We start from the raw sequence: 26,650 nt of genomic DNA, 5'->3' as shown, positions 1-26,650 counted from the left end.
CGGAAAGACTCGATAGTTTCTTCATTGTACCAGCTGGGGTATGGAGAGGGGGCAAGGAAAAGGGGGGCCGGTCCTCCCCGGCCCCCGGGTCTGCGGGGGGATCAGTCCTCCGGGAGGAGACAGGCGGCCTTGCGGTTGCGGCGGTACAGGGGAAGCCAGAGAAACCGGTGGGCCAGCAGGGCCGCCGCTCCCCCCGCGACGGCGAAGAAGCGGAAGGTCCCGCTGACCCCCAGCCCCGGGGAGAGGTAGCCGAAGAGCAGGGGGGTGAGGGTCCAGCCCACGTCGATGGACAGGAGCACCGCCGCCGTCCCCTTGGGGTGGAGCCGTTCCGGGGCCAGGTCCCCGATGAGGGACAGGTAGGTGGGGAAGCCCACGCCGATCCCCAGGCCGAAGAGGAGCCCCCAGACCAGAAAGGCCCCGTTGGTGGAGCTGAAGGACATGCCCAGCAGGGCCGCGGCCATGGTCCCGAAGGCGGGGGCTGCCAGGAGGGTTCGGGGGAACCGGTCCATGAACCGGAACCCCACGGTGCGCACCAGCACCGCCGCCACCGCGTTGGCCACCATGAAGCTGGAGACCAGCACCCCCCGCTCCCGGGCCAGGGAGGCCACGCAGATGGTGGTGGCGTCGCAGAGGGCCAGGAAGAGGGAGGAGAAGGCCAGCACGGGAAAGCCCGGGAGGCGCATCAGGTCCCGGTAGCTGCCCCAGACGGGCTTCGGGGCGGGGGCCCGGTCCGGGGCCTCCACCAGGTAGCCCAGGACGATGCAGAGGGTCCCCAGCAGGGGGGCGCTCCAGAGGTACAGGTAGGGGTGGCCGGTCTGGATCAGCCAGTCCGAAAGGGGGACGATGGTGGCCAGGGGAGCCATGGATCCCGTGGTGACCAGGGCGAAGGAGGCCCCCCGGACCTCCGGGGGGATCACCAGGGACTGGAAGGCCATGGCCCCCACCACGAAGGCGGAGAAACCGATCCCCGTCAGGGCCCGGAAGGCCAGGAGCAGGGGCGGGGAGTTCAGGAAGAGGGCGATCCCCGCGCTGCCCGCGGCGCACAGGATCGCCGCCCCCACGAGGGTCTTGCGCACCCCGAGGCGTTCCAGGGCGAAGCTCCCCAGGGGGCGGCAGAGGGTGGTGGCCACGTAGAAGATGCTCAGGAACCAGCCCGCCGCCTGGGGGGTGGCCCCCCGCCCCTCGTAGAAGGGGCCGAAGAGGAAGTAGAGGTTGGAGAAGCAGTGCACCGCGTACACCGCCAAGAAGAGGCGCAGAAGCTGCTTGCCGTGGCTCACGGGAACCTTCCTTTCCGGTGCGGGGACGGACGCCCCTCCCGGGAGGGGCGGTGTGAGGTGCGGAGGGGCGCGATCCGGGGTGTACCACGAAGGGGTGGGCCCCGTCAAACCGGAGAGGTAGGATCGGAGGGCCCCTTCGGGGGGAAGGGAGGAACGGGCATGGAGGAGCGGATCGTTCTGGACGAGGGCCGGTTTCTGGCGGACCTGGAGGAACTGGGGGGGATCGGGGCGGCGCCGGGGGAGGGGCGAACCCGCCTGGCCCTCTCCGACGAGGACGGAGAGGCCCGGAGGTGGCTGGTCCGGCGGATGGAGGAGCTGGGCCTGGAGATCCGGGTGGACGGCATCGGGAACCTCTTCGGGATCCTCCCGGGGGAGGAGGGGACGGAGGCCCCGGTGACCGCGGGGTCCCATCTGGACACGGTGATCCGGGCGGGGGCCCTGGACGGGGCCTACGGGGTCCTGGGGGCCCTGGCGGTGCTCCGGGGGGTGCGGGAGTCGGGGACGCGCCTGCGTCGGGCCCTAGCGGTGGCGGCCTTCACCAACGAAGAGGGGGTCCGCTTCCAGCCGGACATGATGGGCAGCCTGGTCCTCTCGGGACGCCTTCCCCTGGAGGAGGCCCTGGCCGCCCGAGACCGGGAGGGGCTTCGGGCGGGGGAGGAGCTGGAGCGGCTGGGCTTTCGGGGGACGGACCGGGTGACCCCCGGGGCCTACCTGGAGCTGCACATCGAGCAGGGGCCCCGTCTGGAGGACGCGGGGGCCCGCATCGGCGTGGTGGAGGGCATCCAGGGCATCGCCTGGTGGGGCTGCACCTACCGGGGGCAGGCGAACCACGCGGGCACCACCCCCATGGACCGGCGCCGGGACGCCTTCGCGGGGGTGGCGGACCTTTCCCGGTCCCTGCGAGAGCTGGCGGCCCGGGTCCCCTCTTCCGTGGCCACCCTGGGGCGGGTGGAGGTCCGGCCCGGGGCGATCAACGTGGTGCCCGGGAGGGTGGACTTCACCGTGGACGTTCGGGCGGAGGCGCCGGAATCCTTCGGGCGTCTCAAGGAGGAGGTTCCCCGGCTTCTGCGGGAGGCGGCGGGCCGTCACGCCCTGGAGCTGGAGGCGGAAGCCCTGGCGGACGCGCCCCCGGTGCGCTTCCCCCGGGAGATGACGGACCTGGTGGACTCCTGCGCCCGGGGGGAGACGGACCGGGTCCTGCGCCTGGCCAGCGGGGCGGGGCACGATGCCCAGTTCCTCCACTTCCTCTGTCCCACCGCCATGATCTTCGTCCCCTCCCGGGGCGGCCTGAGCCACTGCCCGGAGGAGCACACGGAGGCGGCGGACCTCCTCCGGGGTGTGCGGGTCCTGGCCCGGGGGCTGATCGCCCTGGCTCAAAGGGAGGCCTGATTCCGGGGAAACCCTAATTCGTGCCCCCTTTCCCATTCAGATGTAAGTGCCCATAATAAGGAAACTACTTGTTGGGGGTGGTTTCCTTGAAAGGATCCTGGCGCTATCTGGGAGCGGCCCTGATCCTCCAGACCGCAGGTTTCGTTCTCTCCATAAAAGGGACGATCGACATTCGTAACCAAGGAATCATGGCAGCCACGACCCTCGGCTGGACGGTCCTCTGGTGGGTCGCGGCCTCCCGAAGAGAAGGGGGAAAAAGGATCGATCGCCCCGACATGGTTTCGTCGGAGTCCCTCCCTCGGGAGGTCCGGACCCTGGAGGGGGTCCAGGAGGACATGTCCACGGCGGCGGGGGACTGCGTCGCCTCCCTCGCTCGGGTCCTGGAGCACACGGGAAGCCTGTCCGCCAGCGCCCGGGAGGGGAAGGCCCTGGCCGCCCGGGTGGAGGAGGAGCTTCAGGGGGGAGCGGAAGAGGCCCGGAATGCCTCCGCCGCGGTGCGCCGCGCCGCGGAGCAGAACGCCCTCATCGAACGGGAGGCCCGGGAGGACCGGGAGCTGGTCCAGGGCGTGGTGGAGGGAGTGGAGGGGGTGGACGAGGCGGCGGGGCGGGTGGCCCTGTCGGTGGAGGAGATCCGGCGGGTTTCCGGGGACATCGCCGGGACGGTGGACCGGATCCGCAACCTCGCCAAGCAAACCCACCTCCTGGCCCTCAACGCCTCCATCGAGGCGGCCCGGGCGGGGGACGCGGGGCGGGGGTTCTCCGTGGTGGCGGAGGAGGTGGGCAAGCTGGCCTCCCGCTCTCAGGCCGCGGCGGGTTCCATCGGGGAGCTGGCGGAAGCCATCGGTAGCATGGGGGAGGAAGCCCAGTCCCGCATCGGCGAGGCCCGTCGGCGGGTCCAGGAAGCCCAGGCCCGGACGAACCGCACCCGGGAGAGCATCGAGAGGGTTCACGGGGCGGTCCTCCAGACCCTGGGGGACCTGGAGGACGCGGTCCTTCGTTCGGACCAGCAGGCCCAGGGGGCGGAGCGGATGACGGACCTGGTGGGGCGCATGGCCCGGGGGTCTCTGGAACAGGGGGAGCGGCTCGTCCGGGTGGACGCCACCCTTCGGGACCAGCAGGGGGCGGTGCAGACCCTGGGGGAGAGGCTGGAGATCCTCCGCCGGGAAGTGGCATCCCTGGTGAGGGGGGCGGGAAAGGCCGCCGGGGAGGGGTTTCTGGGGCGAATCCGCCGCCGGGGAGCCCTTCGTGTGGGGCTGGAAGACCGCAACTGGGGGCGCTTCGTCTTCTGGGAGGGGGGGCGTCCCCGGGGCTACGAACCCGCCCTGGCGGAGGCCCTGGCCCGGGAGGCGGGGGTGGCCGCGGTCTTCATCCCCCTGCCCTGGGGAAGGGGCGAGGGGGGGAGCCTCTCGGGCATCCTTTCCGGACAGCCCTTCGACGTCTGCGACGTGATCCTCTCGGGGATCACCAAGCTGCCCGAGCGGATGGCCCACGTGGCCTTCTCCCGGTCCTACTACCCCAGCGGCCAGCGGGTGGCGGCCCTGCGGGAGAAGGGGATCGACGCTCTGGCGGACCTGGAGGGGCGGAAGGTGGCGGTGGTGCGGGGCGAATCGGGGGAGGAGGAGGTGCGCCGGCGGCTTCCCCGTTGCGTCTCCTGCCCCTACGACCACTGGGACCGCATCCCCCAGGCCCTTCGGTCGCAAGAGGTGGACGCGGCGGCGGTGGACGCCCCCCTGCTGCTGGAGCTTTGCCGGGAGGACCCGGCCTTCGCCCTCCTGGAGGCTCCCCTGACCCGGGAGCACTACGGCATCGCCCTGCCCCCGGACGTGGACGGGGAGGGGAAGGAATTCGTGGATCGGGTCCTGGAGCGGGTCTGCCCTTCCCTCCGCCGGGAATGGCTGGGGGAAGAAGGGGTCTGATCGAGACTGGACGCTTCAGGGAGGCTCCCCCGTCGGGGGGCCTCCCCTTTTCTTGATCCCTCCGGAGGTGCTACGGAGGGATCAAGGGTAGGATGCAAAATATCACTGATGCATCTAGTGCTTGACAAACATATCCTGGCTCCTTATTCTCCAGGCACAGGTTTCCTAAATTTTCGTTTCGGGGGGGTTTTTCTTTTGAGAAAAGCGTTCGTCGTACTGGGTCTACTGGTCACTGCCCTGGTGACCAGCTGCACCGTCGCTCTGGCTGCCCCCAAGTTCCACATCGGGATCGCCACGCTGACGGTGTCGCAGGCGGAGGACACCCTGCGGGGTGCGGAGCGGATGCTGAAGGAATACGGGGACGTGGCCAAGGGCGGCATGATCAAGCACGTCACCATGCCGGACAACTTCATGTCCGAGATGGAGACCACCATTTCCCAGATCGTCAGCTTCGCCGACGATCCCCTCATGAAGGTCGTGGTGGTGGACGACGCCATCCCCGGCACCACCGAGGCCTTCCGGCGCATCAAGGAGAAGCGCAAGGACATCCTCTGCTTCGCCGGGGAGCCCCAGGAGGACCCGGGGGTCATCACCACCGCGGCGGACTTCGCCATCGGGGTGGACAACATCGCCCGGGGCTACCTCATCATCCACACCGCCAAGAAGCTGGGGGCCAAGACCTTCGTGCACATCTCCTTCCCCCGGCACATGAGCTATGAGCTCCTCTCCCGGCGCCGGTCCATCATGGAGGCGGCGTGCAAGGACCTGGGCCTGAAGTTCGCCTTCGAGACCGCCCCCGACCCCACCAGCGACGTGGGCGTGGCGGGAGCCCAGCAGTTCATCCTGGAGAAGGTCCCCGCGTGGGTCCAGAAGTACGGCAAGGCCACGGCGTTCTTCTGCACCAACGACGCCCAGACGGAGCCCCTGCTGAAGCAGGTGGCCGCTCAGGGGGCCCTCTTCGTGGAGCCCGACCTTCCCTCTCCCCTCATGGGCTACCCCGGGGCCTTCGGCATCGACCTCTCCAAGGAGAAGGGCAACTGGCCCGCCATCCTGAAGAAGGTGGAGGGCGCGGTCATCAAGGCGGGCGGCAAGGGCAACATGGGTACCTGGGCCTACAGCTACGGCTGGAGCACCGTGTGCGCCCTCACGGAGTACGGCAAGCGCATCACGGAAAAGAAGGCCAAGCTGGGGAACCTCAAGGACCTGTGGAGCTGCTACGCCAAGTACACCCCCGGAGCCCAGTGGAACGGGGCGTTCTACACCGACAGCAACACCGGGGTGAAGATGAAGAACTTCGTGCTGGTGTACCAGGACACCTACGTCTTCGGTCGGGGCTACATGAAGGCCACGGACGTGAAGGTTCCGGAGAAGTTCTTTAAGATCAAAAAGTAAGAATCGCGCCATTACGACAACAACGAGGGCCCGGCGGGTTCCCGCCGGGCCCTCGTTTTTAGGGGTTCCCCTGCGGATGGGCGTCGGTTTTGCGTTTTTTGCAGGTCAAATGTAACGGAACGATGGCCCCTTGCAGGAAATCCCGTGCTTTCTGTTTTTATCATTTTTATTACGGGGCGGAGGGGGCATCCCTCCCCCTTCCGTTGACGCTGCATTACCCAGGTTCTAAGCTGTAAGGGCTTTCGGGCAGAATCTGACTTGAAAGAGGGAGGTTGGTCGGTTCATGCGAAGGAGATTGGTTCTGGGTCTGGTGTGCGTTGCGGTGGCGGTCCTTCTGGCGTGCCCCGCCTTTGCGGCGGCGAAGTTCCACATCGGGGTGGTCACGGGGACGGTGTCCCAGTCGGAGGACGACCTCCGGGGCGCGGAGCGGCTCATCAAGGAGTACGGCGACGTGGCCAAGGGCGGCATGATCAAGCACCTCACCTATCCGGACAACTTCATGTCCGAGATGGAGACCACCATTTCCCAGATCGTGGGTCTGGCGGACGATCCCCTCATGAAGGTCATCGTGGTGAACCAGGCCATCCCGGGGACCACCGAGGCCTTCCGGCGGGTCAAGGAGAAGCGCAAGGACATCCTCTGCTTCGCCGGCGAGCCCCACGAGGATCCCGGAGTCATCGAGTCCGCCGCGGACCTGGCCATCAACGCGGACAACATCGCCCGGGGTTACCTGATCATCGCGGCGGCCAAGAAGATGGGCGCCAACGCCTTCGTGCACATCTCCTTCCCCCGGCACATGAGCTACGAGCTTCTCTCCCGGCGGCGGAACATCATGGAGGTGGCCTGCAAGGACCTGGGCCTGAAGTTCGCCTTTGAAACCGCCCCGGACCCCACCAGCGACGTGGGCGTGGCGGGGGCGCAGCAGTTCATCCTGGAGAAGGTCCCCGCGTGGCTCCAGAAGTACGGCAAGAGGGCGGCGTTCTTCTGCACCAACGACGCCCAGACGGAGCCCCTGCTGAAGCAGGTGGCCACCCTTGGAGGCTACTTCGTGGAGGCGGACCTGCCCTCTCCCCTCATGGGCTACCCCGGCGCACTGGGCATCGACCTCTCTAAGGAGAAGGGCAACTGGCCCGCCATCCTGAAGAAGGTGGAGGGCGCGGTGGTCAAGGCGGGGGGCAAGGACCGCATGGGCACCTGGGCCTACAGCTACGGCTACGCCACCTCCGCGGCCCTGGCGGAGTTCGGCAAGCGCATCACCGAGAAGAAGGCCAAGCTGGGAGACTTCAAGGTCCTCATGGACTGCTACGCCAAGTTCACCCCCGGCGCGGCGTGGAACGGGAGCTACTACACGGACATGGGCACGGGCGTGAAGAAGAAGAACCACGTCCTCGTCTACCAGGACACCTACGTGTTCGGCAAGGGCTACCTGGGCATGACCAAGGTGAAGGTGCCCGAGAAGTACTTCAAGGTGAAGTAGGTTTGCGGTGGAGGGGAGGGGGATTCTCCCCCTCCCTTTTTTTTGCGGTTTCTCCGGCATCGGAAGGCGAAGGCTTGATCCCCCCGTTCATGGGGTCCGAGGGTTCTTCCCCAGGAGACCGGAAGTTTCGTTTTTTCGCCCCGGGGAAGGGTCGTTTTTTCTTGAGAAAATCCGGTGCCCGATGGGGGTCGGGTGCCGTAAAATGACTAGATTCCGGGATTCCTCCCCCAAGAATCCAATGCCTTTCCCCTCTCGAAGTAGCGGAATGTACGTTTCGTGAAGGGAAGGTCCAGTGAGGTGAAGAGTTTGGGAGTTCAAGAGCCACTGCTTCGCATCGAACACGTGGGCAAGGAGTACTTCGGCAATCGGGTCCTCTCGGACGTGTCCTTTTCCCTGAACGCCGGGGAGGTCATGGGGTTCGTGGGGGAGAACGGGGCGGGCAAGTCCACCCTCATGAACATCCTCTTCGGCATGCCGGTGATCCAGCAGACCGGGGGGTTTGAGGGAAAGATCCTCCTGGAGGGGGAAGAGGTGCACTTCGCCTCCCCCTTCGACGCCCTGGACGCGGGAATCGGCATGGTGCACCAGGAGTTCTCCCTGATCCCGGGCTTCTCCGCGGCGGAGAACATCCTGCTGAACCGGGAGTCCACCAAGTACAACCTGCTGGTGGAGGTCTTCGACCAGCGCCTGAAGACCCTGGACCGCCCGGTGATGAAGGCTCGGGCGGAAAAGGCCATCTCCACCCTGGGGGTGGAGATCGATTCGGACACCCTCTGCACGGAGATGCCCGTGGGGCACAAGCAGTTCACGGAGATCGCCCGGGAGATCGACCGCACCAAGACCCGCCTGCTGGTGCTGGACGAGCCCACGGCGGTGCTCACCGAGTCGGAGGCCCAGATCCTCATCGCCGCCCTCCGCAAGCTGGCCTCCCAGGGCATTGCCATCATCTTCATCTCCCACCGTCTCCAGGAGATCATCGACCTGTGCGACAAGATCGTGGTGCTCCGGGACGGCCACGTGATCCAAGAGGCCCGGACCTGCGAGACCAACGTCCGCCAGATTGCCAACTGGATGGTGGGTCGGAAGATGGAGGAGGGGGCGGCCCACGAGGTGGCCTCCCGGTCCTTCGGCGAACCCGTCCTGGAAGTGGAGAACCTGTGGGTGGACATGCCCGGGGAGACGGTGCGGGACGTGTCCTTCCAGGTGCGCAAAGGGGAGATCTTCGGCTTCGGCGGCCTGGCGGGACAGGGGAAGCTGGGCATCGCCAACGGCATCATGGGCCTGTACCCCGCGGGGGGACACGCGGCCCTGAGGGGCCAGAAGGTGGTCCTCAACGCCCCGCAGAAGTCCCTGGAGATGGGCATGGCCTTCGTCTCCGAGGATCGGCGGGGGGTGGGCCTCCTGCTGGAGGAGGGCATCGACTGGAACATCGTCTTCACGGCCATGCAGATCCAGGAGAAGTTCATCAAGAAGCTCGCCGGAGGCCTGGTGAAGTGGCGGGACGATTCGGCCATCGAGGCCTGCGCCAAGGAGTACATCCAGGCCCTGGAGATCCGCTGTACCGGACCCCAGCAGCGGGCCATCGAGCTTTCCGGGGGGAACCAGCAGAAGGTGTGCCTCGCCAAGGCCTTCGCGGTGCGGCCGGAGGTGCTCTTCGTCTCCGAGCCCACCCGGGGCATCGACGTGGGCGCCAAGAAGCTGGTGCTGGACACCCTGCGGCGCTACAACGAGGAGTACGGCACCACCATCGTCATGACCTCCTCGGAACTGGAGGAGCTGCGGGCCATCTGTGACCGCATCGCCATCGTGGACGAGGGGCGCATCTCCGGCACGCTTCCCGCCACCGCTCCGGCGGAGGAGTTCGGCCTCCTCATGATGGGCCAGGTGGACGTCGACGCGGAGAGGGTGAAAGCCTGTGAATAGTCGAATCCAATCCTTCATCGAGGCCGCCGGGTGGCCCCGCATCATCATCGGCCTCTTTCTGGTGTCCCTGTTCGTCGCCGCCCCCTTCGTGGGGGTGCGCATCGACACGTCCCTGAGCGACACCCTGGTCCGGGTTGGCATGAACGGGGTCATGGTGCTGGCCCTGGTGCCCATGGTCCAGTCGGGCTGCGGCCTCAACTTCGGCCTGCCCCTGGGGATCATCGCCGGGCTGGTGGGGGCGGTGACCAGCATCGAGATGAACGCCCTCGGGATGATGGGCTTCTTCGTCGCCCTGCTCATCTCCGTCCCCCTGGCGGTGCTCCTGGGCTACGGCTACGGCCTGCTCCTGAACCGGGTCAAGGGCGACGAGATGATGATCGCCACCTACGTGGGGTTCTCCTCCGTGGCGGTCATGTGCATGGCCTGGCTGCTGCTGCCCTACAAGAGCCCCACCATGATCTGGGGCTACGGGGGCGCGGGGCTTCGGACCACCATCAGCGTGGAGGGTTTCTGGCTCCACATCCTGAGCGATTTCCTGCACGTGCAGATCGGGAAGTTCTTCTACTTCCCCACGGGGATGTTCCTCTTCTTCGCCCTCATGTGCTTCCTCATGTGGGGCTTCCTGCACACCAAGACCGGAACCGCCATGACCGCCGTGGGCTCCAACCCGGAGTTCGCCCGGGCCTCGGGGATCAACGTGGACCGGATGCGCATCGTGTCGGTGGTGCTGTCCACGGTGCTGGGAGCGGTGGGTATCCTGGTGTACCAGCAGAGCTTCGGGTTCATCCAGCTCTACATGGGGCCCTTCTACATGGCCTTCCCCGCGGTGGCGGCCATCCTGCTGGGAGGAGCCTCGGTGAACAAGGCGTCCATGCTCAACGTCGTCGTGGGGACCTTCCTCTTCCAGGGGATCCTCACCATGACGCCGTCGGTCATCAATAGCCTCATCCAGACCGACATGTCCGAGGTCATCCGGATCATCGTCAGCAACGGCATGATCCTCTACGCCTTGACCAGAAAGGTGCAGGTCAAACGATGAAAGAACTCACCACGAAGGACCACGTGCAGCGTCTGCTGATCAGCTACGCCGTGCCCATCATCTTCATCGCCCTTTCGGCGGTGGCCATCCCCCTCTCGGGCTTCTCGGGAACGTACCTGGTCCAGGAGATGATGACCCGGGTGGCCCGGAACTCGTTCCTGGTGCTCTCCCTCATCATCCCCATCCTGGCGGGGATGGGGCTGAACTTCGGGATGGTCCTGGGGGCCATGGCGGGGCAGATCGGCCTGATCCTGGTGACGGACTGGGCTGTCTCGGGGATCCCGGGGATGCTCCTGGCGGCCCTCATCGCCACCCCCATCGCCATCGTCCTGGGCTGGATCTGCGGCTCCGTGCTGAACCGGGCCAAGGGCCGGGAGATGGTGACCAGCTACATCCTGGGATTCTTCATCAATGGCCTCTACCAGCTGGCGGTGCTCTACACCATGGGCAACCTCATCCCCATCCGCAGTGCCGCCTTGGTGCTCTCCCGGGGGTACGGCATCCGCAACGCCGTGAACCTCCAGGGGATCCGGCACTGCCTGGACGACCTGATCCCCCTGAAGTTCGGCACCATGAACGTCCCCGTGGCCACGTACCTCCTCATCGGGGCCTTCTGCCTGTTCATCCTGTGGTTCCAGAAGACCAAGCTGGGACAGGACATGCGGGCCCTGGGGCAGGACATGGCGGTGGCGGACTCCGCGGGCATCCCGGTGGAGCGCACCCGCATCATCGCCATCATCATCTCCACGGTGCTGGCCTGCTACGGGCAGATCATCTTCCTCCAGAACATCGGTACCATGAACACCTACAACAGCCATGACCAGGCGGGGATGTTCGCCATCGCCGCCCTGCTCATCGGAGGTGCCACGGTGGCCCGGGCCACCATCACCAACGTCTTCGTGGGGGTGGTGCTCTTCCACCTGATGTTCGTGGTCTCCCCCATGGCGGGCAAGGAACTCATCGGCCAGGCCCAGTTGGGCGAGTACTTCCGGGTGTTCGTCTCCTACGGCATCATCGCCATCTCCCTGGCCCTGCACGCCTGGAGGCGGCAGAAGGACCGGGAGCGGGCGAGGCGCAGCCTGCGCGGGGACACGGCGTGAGGGAGGAGGACAGACCATGACGCGACGCAACGGCATCCGAACCGTTCTGGTGCTGCTCCTCGTGGGGCTCGGGGTGGTGCTCTTCGCCCTGGGCAAGGAGCACCAGGTGTTCCTGGACAACAAGGCCCTGGCCGTGGGAGGGGCGGAGGTTCCTGCCCTGGAGTCGGTACGGGTCACCGTGGACGGGGGGGAACCCCTGGAGTTCGCCGCGGACGACCGGGACGTGGTCCAGACCCGGGGTCTTCGTGCCCAGGTGAAGCTGGAGATCCTGGACGGAAACGGCAACGTGACCAAGACGGTGGAGCGGTCCGTGTCCTTCTCCTTCGAGGATCGGGTCATGCTCTCCCTGCCCGTGCTGGCGCAGGGCGGAGAGGGGTATCGCCTGCCTCCTCCCGTGGTGGAATAGGCAACCCCGGGGGACAGAGACGATGCGGGGGCGGGAGACCGAGAAGGTCCCCCGCCCCCGCGACGTTTGTGCCGACGCCGATTCCGTCTAGTCCAGCAGCTCCTCCCGCTCCCGGAAGCGGATGCCGTGCCCTTCCAGCTCTTCCAGGAGGGGTTCGTACAGGTCCGGGGTGGTGGGCACCACCAGACCGGCGCGGCGCACCCGGCCCTCCAGGAGCATCCGGGCCCCCATGGCGGGGGGCAGGCCGGTGGTGCGGGCGATGGAGGTCCCCTCCGGGGAGCCCACGGTCCCCCGGTCCACCAGGGTGGAGGTGAACCGGAAGCGCCTGCCCGTGGCGGGGAAGGTGGCCTCGTAGCGGTGCTCCATGGCCACCAGGTCCCGCTCCCCCGGGAGGAAGGGCAGACGTTGTTCGTACTGCGCCGCCGTCAGGTCCTGCATGGTCCCCTCCTCCAGGGGCAGGGGGGTGTCCTCGAAGACCCCAAGCCACTCCAGGCGCAGGGCCACGGCGTGGTGGGGACGGGCCCCGATCCGTTCCAGGACCTTCGTCTTCAGGCAGGCGGAGGAGCTGATCCCCATCCGTTCCCGCAGCAGGGAGGGGAAGGTCCGTCCCCGGAAGTCGACCCGCTCCAGGTCGAAGAACCCCAGTTCCCGAAGGGCGCACACCGTCTCGCACCATCCGGGGTAGCGCAGGGTGCCCCGGTAGACGTTTCGGACCTCCGGCATGTCGTAGAGCTTCACGTAGGGCAGGGAGTCCGCGTTGGCGTAGTGCTCGAACCACCCCAACCCCCGGATCTCCGTCAGCCCCACCCGGCGGAAGGTCTCTCCGTCGGGCAGGAGGCGCTCCGCCCCGTCCTCCAGGATCCGGGCGTCCCGCCGGCTGGCCCCCACCAGACTTCCCGGGGCCCAGGAGAGCTTGTAGCCCAGGGGGTTGTCGTTGGACTCCGGGGCGGGGAGGGCACCGCAGACGGACCAGAAGGCGTCCACCCGCCCCCCCATGTGGTGGATGCGGCTCACCGTGCGGGCCGCGGAGAGGTGGTCGATCCCCGGGTCCAGGCCCAGTTCCGCCAGCAGGGTCACCCCCGCCTCCCGGGCCGGGCCGTCCAGGGCCCGAAGCTCCTCCTTGGCGTAGGAAGGGGCCACCAGGTGGACCCGGTGCTTCACGCATTGCTCCGCCAGGGGGACCAGAAACCGGGGGGGCAGGAGGCCGATGGCCACCTGGGGCCGTTCCCGCTCCAGCAGCTCTCCCATGCGGGAGGCCGCGTCCGCCCGGATGCCCTTGCCCCGGGTCCCTTCCAGGACCCGGTCCAGGTTCTCCTGCACCGCGTCCACCACTGTCACGTCCACGCCCTCCCGGGCGGCCAGGTAGCGGACGCAGGGGCCGCAGACCCTTCCCGCCCCGAACACCAGTACGTTCTTCATGCCTTGATCCAGCCTCGCTTTCTTTGCGTGTCCCCGGAGGGCGGGGTCAGGCCCCTTCCCGCTCCAGGTCCTTCACGGTGTAGTTCTCCACGCGCCTTCCCCAGATCTTCCCGAAGACCACCAGGAGGACCGCCACCAGCCCCAGGGAGAGGGCCAGCACCGCCGGGTGGGGGAAGATCCCCGCCACCACGTAGGCCCCCAGGGAGGCCAGAGCCACGGTGACGGCGTAGGGGAGCTGGGTCTTCACGTGGTCCAGGTGGTCGCAGGCCGCTCCCATGGAGGAGAGGATGGTGGTGTCGGAGATGGGGGAACAGTGGTCCCCGAAGAGCCCCCCGGAGAGCACCGCCCCGATGGAGACCAGGATGGGGGCCTCCAGGCCGTGGGCCATGGGGACCGCCAGGGGGATGAGGATGGCGAAGGTGCCCCAGGAGGAGCCGGTGGCGAAGCTCACCAGGGCGCCGGTGACGAAGAGCAGCGACGGCACGGCCCAGCCGGGCACGCTGCCCTTGGCCAGGTTCACGATGTACCCCGCAGTGCCCACGGCCTTGCACACCGATCCCAGGGACCAGGCCAGCACCAGGATCATGAGGATGAACATCATCTCCCGGGCCCCCTGCATGTACATGCCGTAGGCCTCCCCGGCGGTCTTGATCTTCATGCCCACCATCATGGCCATGCAGGCCAGGGCGCCCAGGAAGTAGCCCGTGCAGAGGGCGGTGCGGAGCATGGAGCCGTTGATCTTCTGGAAGGGGAAGCCGAAGGGCAGCAGCAGCCCGACGATGCAGGCGAAGAGGATGAACAGGGGCACCAGGATCAGGGAGGCCCGGGGCTGGGTTCCCTGGAAGGTATCGAACTCCACGGAGGGGCGCAGGGGCTTGGCCTCGGGCCAGAAGGGCTGGCCGGTGCGGCGGGTCCGTTCCTCCGCCCGGTACATGGCGGAGAACTCGAAGCCCAGGAAGGCCACCAGGGGCACCATGGCCAGGGCTCCCAGGGCGTAGAACTGGAAGGGGATCACCTGGAGGAACACGTCCCATTCCGAGTCCGCCAGCTTCAGGGCGGCGTACTCCTTCTGGATGAGCCCCTGGATGAAGATGCCCCAGCCGATGAAGGGGATGAGGATGCATACCGGGGAGGCGGTGGTGTCCAACAGCCAGGCCAGCTTCTCCCGGCTCACCCTCATGCGGTCGCAGATGGGTTGGAACACGGATCCCACCAGCAGGGGGCTGGCGGAGTCGGAGAAGAAAACCAGGATGCCCGCAAGCCACGTGGCCACCTGGGTCTTGGCCCGGCTGCTGATCCAGGCCGCCGACTTCTCCGCGAAGGCCCGGGCTCCGCCGGAGTAGGTGACCACCCCCACGAACCCTCCGATGAACACCATCATCACCAGCAGGTTGGAGTTGTAGGCGTCCGCGGCCTGCACGAAGATGGTGTTGCGGATCAGGTCCACCACCGCCGTCATGGGGTTCCCGTGGAACAGGATCAGGGTTCCGGTGAAGCAGCCTGCCAGCAGGGAGGCCAGCACGTTCTTGAACCGCCAGGCCAGAAGAACCGCCACCAGGGGGGGAAGGATCGAAAGGAAGCCGTAACTCTCCATGTCCGTTCTCTCTCCTTTCCATGTCGTGGAACCGGTCTGTAGGGCACTGCACCATCAGGGGATCGGGTCGGACATCCCATCCCTCCCTTCGGGAGCCTTCGATTGGGGAAGCCTTCTGCGCAACACGCCGAGGGGGGGAGATGAAGGAACGGTCCTCGGGGAAAGCCGAAAAGACAACAATCCATCCAGCGGGAGGGGCGGGCCCTCTCCCGAAACGGGGCGTTCTCAGACAGCCGCTTTGCCCGCCCCTTACGGGGCGGCTAGAACAGGGTGACCCTCTGGGTCAGGGTCTGGTAGGTGGAGGTCACGTGGGTTCTCATGGCCTCCTCCGCCCGCTTCGCATCCCGGGCGGCGATGGCCTCGATCAGCTCGGCGTGTTCCCGGCAGCTTCGGGACTGCTCCGGGTCCCGGAGCAGCTCCTCCTGGGGAGCCCGGTTGGCGTAGAATCGGTCGAAGAAGAAGATGTACAGCTCGGACCGCCAGAACACCTGCCGGGCGAAGCGCTCGATGTAGTCGTTCTTGCTCAGGGCGGCGATGCCCAGGTGGAGGCGCTCGTTGATCCGGGTGTACCGGTCCATCTCCCCGGCGACGTAGAGGGACCGCTCCTCCTCCAGGAGCTTCTGGAGCCGTTCGATCTCCGGTCGGGAGGCGGTCTTGGCGGCCGCCGCGGCGGCCCGGCTTTCCAGGAGGATGCGGGTCTGGAAGACCCCTTCCATGTCCGAGGGGGTCAGACGGGGGATGGAACACCCCACCCCCTTTTCGCTTTCCAGCACCCCCTCCGCCAGGAGCTTCCGCAGGGCGTTGCGCACGGGGGTGCGGCTCAAGCCCAGCTCCTCCGCCAGCTCCGTCTCCACCAGCCGGTCCCCGGGGGCGTACTTCTGACTCACGATCAGCTTCAGGATCTCCTGATGCGCCCGATCCTCCGCAGTGGGGGCCTTCATTTCGTTCCTCCTACCACTAAGTTGTATCCTTTTCTGTGTCCTTTCGAGGATACTAGAAACATCCCTTTCCCCTGTCAAGGGGAAGGGAATCCCCTATCACCGGGAGGAGATCGTCCCCCTCGGGCGGGGGGGGGGAGGTCCCCTCCCCTTGGCGGGGAACGCAGGGGACGCTACAATGCCCGGAAACGCTTTGCCGAGGGTGCAGTACTTTGGGTCGATCCGGCACGAGGCCCGAAAGGACATCCTGGCTTCGGGAGGGATCTGTCATGAATCCGTCGCGTCGCATCCAAGCTCTGGGGGTTTCCCCCATCCGTCACCTGGCTCCCCTGGCCCGCAAGGCGGAGGAGCGGGGGGTCCGGGTGCTTCCCCTCAACATCGGCCAGCCCGACCTGCCCACCCCACGGGCCTACTACGAGGCGATCCGCTCCTTCGACGCCCCCTACACCCCCTACGCCCCCTCTCAGGGGCTTCCGGAGCTTCTGGAGGCGATCCGGGAGGATTTCCGCGTCCGGGGGGTGGCCCTGGACCCCGAATCCATCCTGGTCACCGCCGGGGGGAGCGAGGCCCTGCTCTTCTCCCTGCTGACCCTCTGCGATCCCGGGGACGAGGTGCTGGTGGCGGAGCCTTTCTACACCAACTACAACTTCTTCGCCGACACCGCCGGGGTGAAGCTGGTGTCGGTGCGCACGGACCCGGAGGAGGGGTATGCCCTGCCCCCGGACGCGGACCTGGAGGCTCGGCTTTCCTCCCGAACCCGGGCGGTGCTGGTGACCAACCCCAACAACCCCACGGGGACGGTGCTTCCCCGGGAGGACATGGAACGCCTGGGGCGCTTTGCCGCCCGGCATGACCTCTTCGTTCTGGCGGACGAGGTGTACCGGGACTTCGTCTACCGGGAGGGCGGGTTCGTCAGCTTCGGGGAGCTGGAGGAGGTGCGGGACCGCCTGGTGATCTGCGATTCCGTGTCCAAGCGGTTCTCCGCCTGCGGGGTCCGGGTGGGGTGCCTGGCCACCCCCCGGCTGGACCTGGCCGCTCTGGCCCTGAAGCTGGGGCAGGGGCGGCTCGCGGTGTCCACGGTGGAGCAGCGGGGGGCCGCGGCCCTGTACGGCCAACCTCCCTCCTTCTTCGCGGAGCAGCGGGAGGCCTACCGGGTCCGAAGGGACGCCCTGGTGGGGGCCCTTTCCCGGGTGGAGGGGGTCTCCTGCCGGGTGCCCGAGGGGGCGTTCTACTTCATGGTCCGCCTGGGGGTGGAGGACACCTCGGACTTCGCCGCCTGGATGTTGCGGGAGTTCCAGCACCAGGGGGACACGGTGATGGTGGCCCCGGGCGAAGGGTTCTACGCCACCCCCGGGGCGGGACGGGACGAGGTCCGGGTGGCCTACGCCATCGCTCCGGACCGGCTGGTACGGGCGGCGGAGGTGCTGGGCCGGGGGCTGGAGGCCTACCGGCAGCTTCGTCCCTGAGGGAGCGGGCTTCCGCTTCGGGGGCGTTTCGCCCCCGAAGCCGCCTCCGGGGCGACCCCTTCCCAGACCGGTTCCCGACGGGCCAGCCTCCGGTCCTCCCGCAGCAGAAGGGCGCAGGCCAGGGCGAACACCAGCAGGTCCAGGGCCGGGTAGGTGATCCAGATTCCCGTAAGACCGTAGAGCCGGGGAAGCAGAAGGATCAGGGGCACCGGCACCAGCAGCTCCCGGACGAGGGTGAACAGGAGGCTCAGCCCCCCGCGCCCCAGGGCCTGGAGGAAGCCGGTGGTGACGATGGCGGTGCCGGTGAAGACGATGGTGACGTTGAAGGACACCATGCACTGCCGGGTCAGCTCCAGGAATCGGGGGTTCGTCCGGGGGGCGTCCCACACGAAGAGCCGGATCATGGGGTCCATGAAGAGGGCCACCCCCAGGGTGACCAGGGTGAAGAAGGCGCAGCTCATCCCCAGGGCGTACTTCAGGGTGGTGCGCACCCGATCCGGGCGCCCCGCCCCGTAGTTGTACCCCACCAGGGGCATGGCGGCTTCGGAGAGGCTCATGGCGGGCATGTAGAGGAACGCCGCCCACCCCAGCACCACCCCCAGGGCGGCGATGGCCTCGTCCCCCCCGTGGACCCGCAGGGCCCGGTTGAAGATCACCGAGAAGACCATGAAGGACAGCTCCACCACCCCCTGGGAGGTGCCCACCCGAAGGATGGCCCCCACTTCCTGCCGCCGGAGCCCTCCGGCGAGACGGGGAAACCCCAGCCCTCCCCTGTCCCGAAGGAAGAACCGAAGTCCCCAGAGGGCCGACAGAACCTGGGAGACCGCGGTGGCCCAGGCGGCTCCCCGCACCCCCAGGGAGAACCCCAGCATCAGCACCCCGTCCAGCACCACGTTGCACCCCGCTCCCAGCAGGAGGACGGACATGGCGTAGCGGGGGGCCCCGCAGGCCCGGATGACGTAGTTCAGGCAGGAGGCGAGGATCCAGAAGGGGACGCCCCAGAGGAGGATCTCCAGGTAGGTCCGGGCGAGGGGCAGCAGCTCCCTTCCTGCGCCGCAGAGCCGCAGGAGGGGGTCCAGCCCCAGGGCGGTCAGGAGGGTGATCCCCAGAGAGCCGCCTCCCGCCAGCAGAAGGGTCTGCCGGAAGGTCTCCCGGGCCGCCTCCACTCGCCCCTCTCCCAGGGCCAGGGAGATGCGGGAGGCCGCTCCCACCCCCAGGGTCATGCCGAAGGCCAGCATCCCCAGGGTGAGGGGGAAGCACACCGACAGGGCCGCCAGGGCGGAGGGCCCCACCAGGTTGCCCACGTAGATCCGGTCCACCACGTTGTACAGTCCCTGGGCCAGCATGCCCGCCAGGGCGGGGAGGGCGAAGCGGAGCAGGAGCCGGGGGATGGGTTGGGTCTGAAGCTCCCGAAGGGAATCGGGGGCGTGTCCGTCAGGGTGGCGCATGGTCCTTCTCTTCTCCTTTCGGGGGCTTTCGCCGCACGGGCCAGAGGAGTTCCACCCGCAACGGTTCCGCTCCTCCCGGGTCCTGTCGGTGCAGGTAGGTCTCCCGGCTGGGGTAGCGGGGCAACAGATTGTGTCCGTCCATCCATCGAAGCAGGGCCCCGTAGGCCCCTTCGATCTCCTCGTAGGGTCCCAGGTGGAGGGTGCAGGCCGCCAGGCACCCCCGGATCTCCCGGAGGGACTGCCCTGTCCCGGGAAGGTCCGGGTTCACGGGAAGGCAGCACTCCACGTCCCAGTGGGATTCCTCCAGGTCCGGCCGGTGGAACAGGCAGAACTCCGGTCCCCTCTCCTCCGCCCCCAGGCGCTCCCCCGCCCGGTGGAGGACCCGGAACGCCTCGTCCACTTCCTCGTCGAACCGGGTCTTGTCCACCAGGAAGCGGCGGGTCAGGGCCCGCAGGGAAGGGATGCGGCGCAGTCGGATCTCGTAGGTCCCGAAGAAGGCCTCCTCCCCTTCGGCGCAGACCCGCTCCAGAAGCTTCAGGTCCGCCTCCAGCTTCTCCATGCGCCGTCGCAGCCTCCGGCGGTACTCCTCCAGGAGCCGTCTCATGTCCCCCGGGTCCTTCTGGCGGAGGAAGGTGCGGATCTCCTCCAGGGGGATCTCCAGGTTCCGGAGCCACCGCACCCGGTGGGCCTCGGCGAACTGGCTGGGCAGGTAGTAGCGGTATCCCGTGGCCTCGTCGATCCACGCGGGGACCAGGATCCCCTCCCTCTGGTAGAGCCGGAGGGCCTTGGGGGAAATGCGGGCGGCCTGGGAGAACTCGCCTATGGTGAGAAAGGTCTTCATGGGTTCCTCCTGGTGGGGAAGGGTAGGGGTTGCCCCAGGGGGAAGGTCAAGGGGAGGGGGGCAGGGCCGCCGCCCGGCGACAGTAGGCCTCCACGTCGAACTTCCGGGCCATGCCTGCGGCGGTCATGGACCGGACGCTGCCGAACACGGGGCGGGAGGGCCAGGGCCGGTCGTGGACCCCTCCCAGGCACCAGGCCAGGCCCGCGTACCCCTTGGGATCCCGGCCGTCCAGCTCGTATCGGTCGTTCAGGGCCACCCCCGCCCTCAGGGCCTCCTCCGGGGAGGGGGTCCACTCCAGGAGCTTCTTCCCCCAGTACATGCGCAGGTAGCCGGGCATCCTGCCCGTGAGGACCAGTTCCCTCTGGGCGGCGTTCCAGAGGGGGTCGTGGGTGCGTCCCTCCTCCAGCTCCCGGAGGGAGTAGAGGGCGGGCCGCCGGTCCGAGGCGTGGGCCGCCAGGGTCTTTCGGGCCCAGTCCGGGAAGGCCTCGACGGTGTCGTACCCCGGGGTGTGGAGGCAGAAGTTCTCCGCCAGCTCTCCCCGCACCACCAGCTCCTCCAGGAAGGCCTCCCGGTCCTCCGGGGGGGCGTCCGCCCGCAGGACCTCCCAGGCGGCCCTCTGGGGGGAGATCTGGCCGAAGTGCAGGTAGGGGGACAGGCCGGACTGCCCCTCCCGGAGGGGGTCGTTCCGGTCCCGGGCGTACCGGGGCAACCCCTCCCGCAGGAAGGCCTCCAGCCGGGCCTGCCCCGCGGCGCTTCCCGGGGGCAGGGGCGATTCGGGCACCCCTTCGAAGCTCCCCGAGGCCAGCAGGTCCAGGGGGTCCCAGGACGGGGGAGGGGTGTCCGTCCAGGGGACCGGGTGGGTCTCCAGGGGCGGGGGCAGGAAGGGCAGGAACCGGTCCAGCAGGGGGCGGAGCTTCCGGCGCAGGGTGGCGGCGGACCACTCCCGCTTGGGGGAGACGAACCGGCAGGGCACCACGTTGCGGGCGTCCACCTCCAGGGCCGTCCCCTCGGTGCGCTCCAGGAAGGCCTCCGTCCAGCCCCGCCGGACCCGAAGGGGGTCGAAGTCCGTCACCGTCAGGGCGACCCGGTGGCGGATCGCGAACCGGGCCGCCTCCTCCGGCGGGTCGCCCCGGAGGAGGAAGAGGGGGATGTCCCGGGCCGCCAGTTCCCGGGCCGTCTCCCTCAGGCCCCGCAGGAGGAAGGCGTAGGCCCGCAGGGGGGCTCCCAGAAAGGTCGGGCTCAGGGTGAAGATGCAGGCCAGGGGGACGCGGCGCTCCGCCGCCAGCTCCTGGGCCGCCGCCAGGCCCCAGTGGTCCCGGGCCCGCTGTTCCCGCCCCATCCAGTACAGAACGGGCCCCTCTCGACGAGGGGCCCGACGCAGACAGGTGATCCGTTCCGGGGCGCCCTCCAGGACCCCTCGGTCCTCCCGTCCCGTCAGCACCGGGAGAGGAGCTGCTCCAGCTTCGCCTCGATCTCCTGGGTGGCGCGGATGGCGTCTCCCAGCTGGTGGATCTTCCCCTGGAGGTTGTCGATGGCGTCCAGGCGCCCCTCCACGATGGAACTCATCTGCCGGATGGGGGCCTCCAGTTCCTGGGAGAGGGCCCCGATGTCCACCAGCACCTTCCCCACCTCCTGCACCGAGGCGGTGGTCTGTTCCGCCAGCTTGCGCACCTCGTCGGCCACCACCGCGAAGCCCTTCCCCAGGTCCCCCGCCCGGGCGGCCTCGATGGCCGCGTTGAGCCCCAGCATCTTGGTCTGCCGGGCGATGGCGTGGATGGCCCCCACCAGCTCGTCGGACCGCTTGGTCTGGTCCCCCAGCCGGTCCATGTTGGCCAGCATGGGCTTGAGGGATCCCGTGACCTCCTGGTTTCCCGCCACCAGGCCGTCGAAGGCCTTTTCCAGGGGGGCGGCCAGGGCGGAGAGGGTCTCCCGGAGGGTCCCCATCTCCCGGATCTGCTCCTCCAGCAGACGGTGGTTCCGCTCCTCCCGGGAGACGATCTCGTAGAGGAAGCGGGCGTCGGAGGAGCGCAGGAGCCCCGTCCGGGGGTTCTTCAGCTCCTGGATCTTCTGGACCACCTGATCCTTCCCCGTGACCTCCACCACCAGGTCGAGGGATTGGGAGAGCAGGTCCTCCAGCCGCGTGAAGGTGGGGATGTGGTGCCTTCGGGCCTCCGCCATGGCGGGGGCCTCCGGGGCGATGTCCATGACGCCGCCCACCTCGAAACCCAGCTTGCGAAAATGCTGCAGGAGCTTGAGGGCGCCTTCGCCGCCGCCGACGAAGCCGATCTTCATATCCGCCATGAGGAACCCTCCCTTTTCTCTGGTTCAGGTATCCTGATCCCGGATGGGCACGAACCCACCCACCCGTGCAATTCTATCAAGGAACGCTGTCCCTTGCGCAGGGACAAGATGGAGGAGGGAGAAAATGGACCCGATCCGGGGAATCCAGATCTACACGGGAAACGGGAAGGGCAAGACCACCGCGGCCCTGGGGCTGGCGGTGCGGGCCTGCGGCCACGGCTGGCGGGTGAAGATGATCCAGTTCCTCAAGGGCTGGGACTTCTACGGGGAGATCCGGGGGGTGGAGGCCCTGCCGGGGTTCGAGCTGGTCCGGACGGGCACGCCGGACTACGTCCCCAAGGGAGGGGCCCGTCCCTTGGACCTCCAGGAGGCCCGGCGGGGGATGGATCTGGCCCGGGAGGCCGTGACCGGCGGGGACTACGACCTGGTCATCCTGGACGAGATCAACGTGGCGACGGACTATGGCCTGGTGGAGCCCCAGGAGGTTCTTGCCCTCCTGGACGCTCGCTCCCCCCGCACGGAGGTGGTGCTCACGGGGCGCTACGCCCCCGAGGCGTTCCTGGAACGGGCGGACCTGGTGACGGAGATGCGGGAGGTGCGCCACCCCTACCATCGGGGGGTCAAGGCCCGGGAGGGCATCGAGTTCTGATCCCCCGGGGGAGGGGATAAGGGGGGGCCCGCAGGCCCCCCCGGAACTTCTAGTTCGTCGCCCCTCCCAGACCCGCCAGGGCCCGGGCCAGGATGCGGGTGCTCCGCTCCATGCCCTCCAGGGTGAGGGATTCGTCGGGTTCGTGTTCCCCCGCGCCCCCCTCCATGCCCCAGGCGGCCATGCGGTAGCCGAAGAGGGTGCCCCGGTCGTCCACGGGCTCGTTCCGCCAGGCGCTGGCGTAGGTGCCCCCGAAGACGATCTCCGGCTCCCGGTCCTCCCCCGCCGCGTCCCGGTAGGCCTTCCGCAGCCGCACCACGATCTCCGAATCCCAGGGGACGGTGTAGGGCTCCCCGCCCCCCGTCAGGGCGATCTCCTTGCCCTCCCCCACCTGGAAGCCCGCGGCCCGGAAGGCCGTCGCCACCTTCTCCCGGATCTGGCCTCCCGTGAAGTGCCGCAGGGTGGGGACCTTCAGGTCCGCCCCCGCCCCCGGGTAGCGGATGTTCACGTGGAAGGTCAGTCGGGGCTCTCCTTCCCGGACCTTCAGCTCAAGAAGCCCCAGGTTCACCGTGACGTTGTCGTCCTTTTCCGGGTCCCCCTGCCGGATCCCCAGGGCCTCCCCGTCCGCCCGGTCCACCCCCAGGAGTTCCACCAGCTTCGCCGCCCCCTGTGCCCAGTCCTCTCCCGGGGCCGCCTGAGCCAGGAGGAACAGGGCCCTCACGTTGGCGCTTCGGCCCTTCCAGGCCTGGCCGGAGTGGGCAGCCACGCCGATGACCTCTCCCCGGACCGTCGTCCCCTCCCGGCGGACCTTCGCGGCGTCCCGCCAGGGCTGTCCCGCCGCCGCGGCCTCCAGGGCGGCCCGCAGGGCCTCCGCCCCCGCCTCATCCGTCGTCTCCAGGACGAAGGTGCACAGGTCCGAGACGGCGTTGGGGGCGCTGCCCCCCTGGAGGGCGGCAAGGCGGACCGAGGCGGGGGACCGCAGGGGCAGGTCTCCCAGGACGTTGACCCCGGTCTTCTCGATGTAGGTCACCGTGAAGCTCCCCGTGTCGGGGGAGAAGCCCAGGGTGGGCCACTCCTCCTCCCCCCGGCGGCAGAGTTCCGCATAGGCCGCCACGCAGCTCCAGGAGAGGCCGTCCAGCCCCGCCCCGTCCTCGGAGGTTCCCAGGAAGAGGCGGATCCGGCGCTTCAGGGGGAGCTTCGCCTCCTGGAGGGCCTTCATGGCGTAGAGGGAGGCCACGCAGGGTCCCTTGTCGTCCGTGGCCCCCCGACCGACGATCCGGCCGTCCACCACCTTGCCCTCGAAGGGCCCCGCCAGGGTCCAGAGGGCGGGGTTCCCCTCGGGCACCGTGTCCAGGTGTCCCAGCACCATCACCATCTCCCGGGCGTCCTCCGGGCCGATCTCCACGATGCCGTACCGGGCCTCGGGGTGCCGGCGGGTGCGCATCCCCATCCCCTCCGCCCGGGCCAGCAGGGCGTCCAGCACTCGCACCACCCCCGGGGCGGGGGTGGTGGGGGAGCCGTGGTTGTAGCTGGGAATCCTCAAGACCTCCTGGATCGCTCGGACCTCCTCGTCCCGGCGGGCCGCCACCAGCCCGTCCAGCTCCTCCTCCCAGGTCCTCGCCGCCGCCGTCCCGGCGCCCGCCAGGAAGAGCCCCGTCGCCAACAGTCCCGTCTGCCACCACACGATCCATCGACCTCCTCGTCTTGTGCGCTTCCCGCATTTTATACCTCCTTCCGCGGAAGGACAGGCTTTCGGAAGGCCCGAGGGGAGGGTCGGGACGAAAGAGAAGGCAGGAAGAAAAGGAGGGGAGGGGTTCAGTCGACGGTCTCGGGAGGGTCGATCTCGCGGAAGGAGAACCCCCGTTGCCGGAAGAGGCGCACGCAGGCGTCCACCACCAGGGGGTCGAAGGAGGTTCCCTTTTCGGCCTCGATGGTCTTGAGGGCGGCTTCCACCCCCCGGGCGGCGCGGTAGGGGCGGTGGGTGGACATGGCCTCCACCGTGTCCGCCACGCTGAGGATGCGGGCCTCCGGGAGGATCGCGTCCCCCCGCAGGTTGCGGGGGTAGCCGGACCCGTCCAGCCGCTCGTGGTGCTGGTAGACGATCTCTGCCAGGGGCCAGGCGGCGGGGACGTCCTTGAGGATGCGGAACGCCGCGGCGGGATGGGTCTGCACCAGCCGGTATTCGATGTCGCTGAGCCGCCGGGGCTTCACCAGGATCTCCGAGGGGATCTCGATCTTCCCGATGTCGTGGACCAGCCCCGCCAGCTCCACGCGCCGGGCCTTCTCCGCCGTCAGCCCCATCTCCAGGGCGATGGCGTGTCCCAGCGTCGCCACCCGGCGCTGGTGCCCCGCCGTGTAAGGGTCCTTCAGCTCCGAGGCGTTGACCAGGATCTGGATGGTCTGCTGCAGGGTGTTCTTGAGTTCCACCACGCTCTCCTGGAGCTTTCGGTTGATGGAGGAGATGCTCTGAGCCTTCTCCTCGATCTCCTCCTCCGCCCGCTTCAGGTCGGTGATGTCCCCGACGGACAGGATGAACCCCCGCAAGGTCCCGCCCTCTCCCGGGATGGGGTCGACGGTGGCCTTGAACCATCGGTCCTCCCGGCAGAGGTAGGTGCTTTCCCGTCTCCCGTTGGTCCGGGCGGCCTGCAGGAGGCCGTCGTCCAGGGTCGGCAGGTGCTCCTCCCGGACGCTCGACCAGGGGCGCCCCTCCACCGTCCGGGGGTCTGTCCCCAGCACCCATTGGGTGGCCGCGTTGGCGGAGAGGACGACGGCGTCGGCGTCCAGGACCCAGAGGGCGTCCTGCACCGCGTCGAAGGTGGAGCGCCAAGTGTTCCGGGACAGGGCGAGGGCACGGTTCGCCGACTCCAGCTCCCGAGTCCGGGCGCCGATCCGGCGGTGCAGTGCCACGTGGAAGGCGATCCCCAGGAAGAGCAGCCCCAACAGGACGTAGACCCCCCCTTCCACCCAGGGAGGGGCGCCGGGCTGCACCTCCCCGGAGAGCCACCTGCCGAGGGACTTGTAGTAGGCCGACTGGGGGTCTTCCTTCAGGAGGCGGAGCTGACGGTCCAGCCCCGCGACGACGGCGGGGTTCGCCAGGGGGGACGCGGCGAAGAACAGCTTGCTGGGGCGGAAGATCACCCCCGTCTCCTCCAGGCGGAACCGGTCCCGGTTGTGGTGTCCGAAGAAGCGGTTGGAGAGCACCGCGTCCGCCCGCCCCTCCTCCACCGCCCGGAAGGCCTCGTTGAAGGAAGGGAAGGGAACGGGGGTGACGGACAGCTCGAACTCCCGGGCCAGGGTCCGCAGGGAATCCTCCTGGATGGAACCGGCCAGGAGGGCCACCCGTTTGCCGTTCAGGTCCGGGAGGGAGCGGATGTCGCTGCCCGGGAGGGCGTACACCTGGAGCCAGTCGGAAAGCACCGGTTCCGAGGGGAAGGAGTAGAGCCGGGCCCGTTCCGGGGAGAAGGAGACGTCGGGCATGATGTCCAGCTCCCCCTTCCCGAGGCGGTCGAGGCACTGTGCCCAGGTGCCGGGGACGAACTTCAGGGTCCAGCCCTCTTGGGCGGCGATGGCCCGGATCAGGTCCGGGAAGATGCCCTCAGGCCTGCCGGAGGGGGAGGTGAAGATCTTCGGGGGGTTCTCGTAGAGCCCCACCCGGAGGACCTCCTCCCCCCGGAGGGGGGCGGGGAGGAGCAGAAACAGGCACCCCCAGGCCAGGAGGGCCAGGGCTCGCATCCCCTGGATCGGGGGTGGCGCGGAAGGGCAGTGAAGAAGGCGGTCCATGGCGTAACCTCCTTCCCCCGGGGGATCCCGGTCTTCCCGGAAGGGGAGTCCAGTTCCTTTGTCATTTTAGCGCGAAATCGGGGGAGCGTGTTGGCTCGGGGGTGTTCCGCATCGAAGTTCGGGCGGTTTTTCCCCCCCTGGGGCCTGGCCCGACGCCCCCCGGGCGCTTGAACTCACCGGAATGGGGAGGAGCGGAACGGGAGGGCGGGGGTTCCGGAGACGCGGAAAAGAGATGTTTGGTCATAAGAGTGGTGTTCTGAAAGAGAAAAAGCATATTCTGTCATCGACATGGCTTGTA

The 26,650-nt window shown here is 68.4% G+C and carries 20 protein-coding genes; 10 read left to right on the top strand and 10 right to left on the bottom strand.

The window, feature by feature from the left end:
• Positions 1-101: 101 nt before the first annotated feature.
• Positions 102-1,277 (bottom strand): MFS transporter, encoded by a 1,176-nt coding sequence (locus APAU_RS11830; RefSeq protein ID WP_006301990.1) that lies wholly within the window; start codon positions 1,275-1,277, stop codon positions 102-104.
• A 159-nt stretch (positions 1,278-1,436) separates the two neighbouring features.
• Here APAU_RS11830 and APAU_RS11825 point away from each other — a divergent pair, with 159 nt between their 5' ends.
• From APAU_RS11825 to APAU_RS11790, 8 genes are all read left to right on the top strand, one after another.
• Positions 1,437-2,666 carry a M20 family metallo-hydrolase gene (locus APAU_RS11825; RefSeq protein WP_006301989.1) on the top strand — a complete coding sequence of 410 codons (1,230 nt, stop codon included), beginning with the start codon at positions 1,437-1,439 and terminating at the stop codon, positions 2,664-2,666.
• 188 nt (positions 2,667-2,854) lie between these two features.
• Positions 2,855-4,582, top strand: coding sequence for a methyl-accepting chemotaxis protein (locus APAU_RS12755; protein WP_156789499.1), 1,728 nt, complete (start codon positions 2,855-2,857; stop codon positions 4,580-4,582).
• Positions 4,583-4,798: 216 nt separating this feature from the next.
• Positions 4,799-5,974, top strand: a complete 1,176-nt coding sequence (locus APAU_RS11815; protein WP_232207862.1) for a DUF3798 domain-containing protein — start codon at positions 4,799-4,801, stop codon at positions 5,972-5,974.
• Between the two features lie 283 nt (positions 5,975-6,257).
• Positions 6,258-7,451, top strand: a complete 1,194-nt coding sequence (locus tag APAU_RS11810) for a DUF3798 domain-containing protein (RefSeq protein WP_006301986.1) — start codon at positions 6,258-6,260, stop codon at positions 7,449-7,451.
• Between the two features lie 306 nt (positions 7,452-7,757).
• A complete protein-coding gene (locus APAU_RS11805) occupies positions 7,758-9,374 on the top strand; it encodes a sugar ABC transporter ATP-binding protein (RefSeq protein ID WP_006301985.1) in 1,617 nt (538 codons plus the stop codon).
• Entirely contained in the window at positions 9,367-10,413 is a 1,047-nt protein-coding gene (locus APAU_RS11800) for an ABC transporter permease subunit (protein ID WP_006301984.1), read from the top strand. Before APAU_RS11805 ends, APAU_RS11800 begins: the two co-directional genes overlap by 8 nt.
• Positions 10,410-11,513 carry an ABC transporter permease gene (locus APAU_RS11795; RefSeq protein ID WP_006301983.1) on the top strand — a complete coding sequence of 368 codons (1,104 nt, stop codon included), beginning with the start codon at positions 10,410-10,412 and terminating at the stop codon, positions 11,511-11,513. Before APAU_RS11800 ends, APAU_RS11795 begins: the two co-directional genes overlap by 4 nt.
• Before the next feature lie 16 nt (positions 11,514-11,529).
• Positions 11,530-11,919 (top strand): DUF6672 family protein, encoded by a 390-nt coding sequence (locus APAU_RS11790; RefSeq protein ID WP_006301982.1) that lies wholly within the window; start codon positions 11,530-11,532, stop codon positions 11,917-11,919.
• A gap of 87 nt (positions 11,920-12,006) precedes the next feature.
• Here APAU_RS11790 and APAU_RS11785 read toward each other — a convergent pair whose 3' ends face one another.
• From APAU_RS11785 to APAU_RS11775, 3 genes are all read right to left on the bottom strand, one after another.
• Positions 12,007-13,338: a saccharopine dehydrogenase C-terminal domain-containing protein gene (locus APAU_RS11785; RefSeq protein ID WP_006301981.1), complete on the bottom strand. Its 1,332-nt coding sequence runs from the start codon at positions 13,336-13,338 to the stop codon at positions 12,007-12,009.
• Positions 13,339-13,384: 46 nt separating this feature from the next.
• Complete coding sequence (locus tag APAU_RS11780; RefSeq protein WP_006301980.1) at positions 13,385-14,932, bottom strand: Na+/H+ antiporter NhaC family protein; 1,548 nt, start codon at positions 14,930-14,932, stop codon at positions 13,385-13,387.
• A gap of 260 nt (positions 14,933-15,192) precedes the next feature.
• Entirely contained in the window at positions 15,193-15,873 is a 681-nt protein-coding gene (locus tag APAU_RS11775) for a GntR family transcriptional regulator (protein ID WP_006301979.1), read from the bottom strand.
• A gap of 266 nt (positions 15,874-16,139) precedes the next feature.
• Here APAU_RS11775 and APAU_RS11770 point away from each other — a divergent pair, with 266 nt between their 5' ends.
• Complete coding sequence (locus APAU_RS11770) at positions 16,140-17,336, top strand: pyridoxal phosphate-dependent aminotransferase (protein ID WP_006301978.1); 1,197 nt, start codon at positions 16,140-16,142, stop codon at positions 17,334-17,336.
• On the opposite strand, the gene APAU_RS11765 is transcribed toward APAU_RS11770, so the two are convergent.
• The 4 genes from APAU_RS11765 to APAU_RS11750 are packed head-to-tail and all read right to left on the bottom strand — an operon-like array spanning position 17,315 to position 21,926.
• Complete coding sequence (locus APAU_RS11765) at positions 17,315-18,784, bottom strand: MATE family efflux transporter (RefSeq protein WP_006301977.1); 1,470 nt, start codon at positions 18,782-18,784, stop codon at positions 17,315-17,317. The two genes, APAU_RS11770 and APAU_RS11765, sit on opposite strands and share 22 nt — an antisense overlap.
• Positions 18,771-19,625 carry a MerR family transcriptional regulator gene (locus APAU_RS11760; protein ID WP_006301976.1) on the bottom strand — a complete coding sequence of 285 codons (855 nt, stop codon included), beginning with the start codon at positions 19,623-19,625 and terminating at the stop codon, positions 18,771-18,773. The genes APAU_RS11765 and APAU_RS11760 overlap by 14 nt, the downstream gene beginning before the upstream one ends.
• A gap of 46 nt (positions 19,626-19,671) precedes the next feature.
• Positions 19,672-21,066, bottom strand: coding sequence for a deoxyribodipyrimidine photo-lyase (locus tag APAU_RS11755; protein ID WP_006301975.1), 1,395 nt, complete (start codon positions 21,064-21,066; stop codon positions 19,672-19,674).
• On the bottom strand, positions 21,060-21,926 hold the full coding sequence (locus tag APAU_RS11750; protein WP_006301974.1) for a methyl-accepting chemotaxis protein: 867 nt from the start codon (positions 21,924-21,926) through the stop codon (positions 21,060-21,062). Before APAU_RS11750 ends, APAU_RS11755 begins: the two co-directional genes overlap by 7 nt.
• 124 nt (positions 21,927-22,050) lie before the next feature.
• Between APAU_RS11750 and APAU_RS11745 the strand changes: the two genes are divergently transcribed.
• A complete protein-coding gene (locus tag APAU_RS11745) occupies positions 22,051-22,575 on the top strand; it encodes a cob(I)yrinic acid a,c-diamide adenosyltransferase (RefSeq protein ID WP_006301973.1) in 525 nt (174 codons plus the stop codon).
• A gap of 49 nt (positions 22,576-22,624) precedes the next feature.
• Here the strand turns inward: APAU_RS11745 and APAU_RS11740 are convergent, their stop codons facing one another.
• On the bottom strand, positions 22,625-24,256 hold the full coding sequence (locus tag APAU_RS11740) for a M20/M25/M40 family metallo-hydrolase (protein WP_006301972.1): 1,632 nt from the start codon (positions 24,254-24,256) through the stop codon (positions 22,625-22,627).
• A gap of 131 nt (positions 24,257-24,387) precedes the next feature.
• Positions 24,388-26,352 carry an HD domain-containing phosphohydrolase gene (locus APAU_RS12750; protein ID WP_006301971.1) on the bottom strand — a complete coding sequence of 655 codons (1,965 nt, stop codon included), beginning with the start codon at positions 26,350-26,352 and terminating at the stop codon, positions 24,388-24,390.
• Positions 26,353-26,650 lie beyond the last annotated feature (298 nt).

Origin of the sequence: Aminomonas paucivorans DSM 12260, assembly GCF_000165795.1 — a bacterium.
GTDB classification, from domain to species: Bacteria; Synergistota; Synergistia; order Synergistales; family Synergistaceae; genus Aminomonas; species Aminomonas paucivorans.
Note: the sequence above shows the minus strand (reverse complement) of the source record. Positions and strands in the feature narration are given on the sequence as shown.

Excerpts from the sequence above, each read along its gene's own strand:
- APAU_RS11785 (WP_006301981.1), bottom strand. The coding sequence starts at position 13,338 with ATGAAGAACGTACTGGTGTTCGGGGCGGGAAGGGTCTGCGGCCCCTGC.
- APAU_RS11745 (WP_006301973.1), top strand. The coding sequence starts at position 22,051 with ATGGACCCGATCCGGGGAATCCAGATCTACACGGGAAACGGGAAGGGC.
- APAU_RS11765 (WP_006301977.1), bottom strand. The coding sequence starts at position 18,784 with ATGCGCCACCCTGACGGACACGCCCCCGATTCCCTTCGGGAGCTTCAG.
- APAU_RS11825 (WP_006301989.1), top strand. The coding sequence starts at position 1,437 with ATGGAGGAGCGGATCGTTCTGGACGAGGGCCGGTTTCTGGCGGACCTG.
- APAU_RS12755 (WP_156789499.1), top strand. The coding sequence starts at position 2,855 with ATGGCAGCCACGACCCTCGGCTGGACGGTCCTCTGGTGGGTCGCGGCC.
- APAU_RS11775 (WP_006301979.1), bottom strand. The coding sequence starts at position 15,873 with ATGAAGGCCCCCACTGCGGAGGATCGGGCGCATCAGGAGATCCTGAAG.
- APAU_RS11790 (WP_006301982.1), top strand. The coding sequence starts at position 11,530 with ATGACGCGACGCAACGGCATCCGAACCGTTCTGGTGCTGCTCCTCGTG.
- APAU_RS11770 (WP_006301978.1), top strand. The coding sequence starts at position 16,140 with ATGAATCCGTCGCGTCGCATCCAAGCTCTGGGGGTTTCCCCCATCCGT.
- APAU_RS11795 (WP_006301983.1), top strand. The coding sequence starts at position 10,410 with ATGAAAGAACTCACCACGAAGGACCACGTGCAGCGTCTGCTGATCAGC.
- APAU_RS12750 (WP_006301971.1), bottom strand. The coding sequence starts at position 26,352 with ATGGACCGCCTTCTTCACTGCCCTTCCGCGCCACCCCCGATCCAGGGG.
- APAU_RS11780 (WP_006301980.1), bottom strand. The coding sequence starts at position 14,932 with ATGGAGAGTTACGGCTTCCTTTCGATCCTTCCCCCCCTGGTGGCGGTT.
- APAU_RS11760 (WP_006301976.1), bottom strand. The coding sequence starts at position 19,625 with ATGAAGACCTTTCTCACCATAGGCGAGTTCTCCCAGGCCGCCCGCATT.
- APAU_RS11810 (WP_006301986.1), top strand. The coding sequence starts at position 6,258 with ATGCGAAGGAGATTGGTTCTGGGTCTGGTGTGCGTTGCGGTGGCGGTC.
- APAU_RS11750 (WP_006301974.1), bottom strand. The coding sequence starts at position 21,926 with ATGGCGGATATGAAGATCGGCTTCGTCGGCGGCGGCGAAGGCGCCCTC.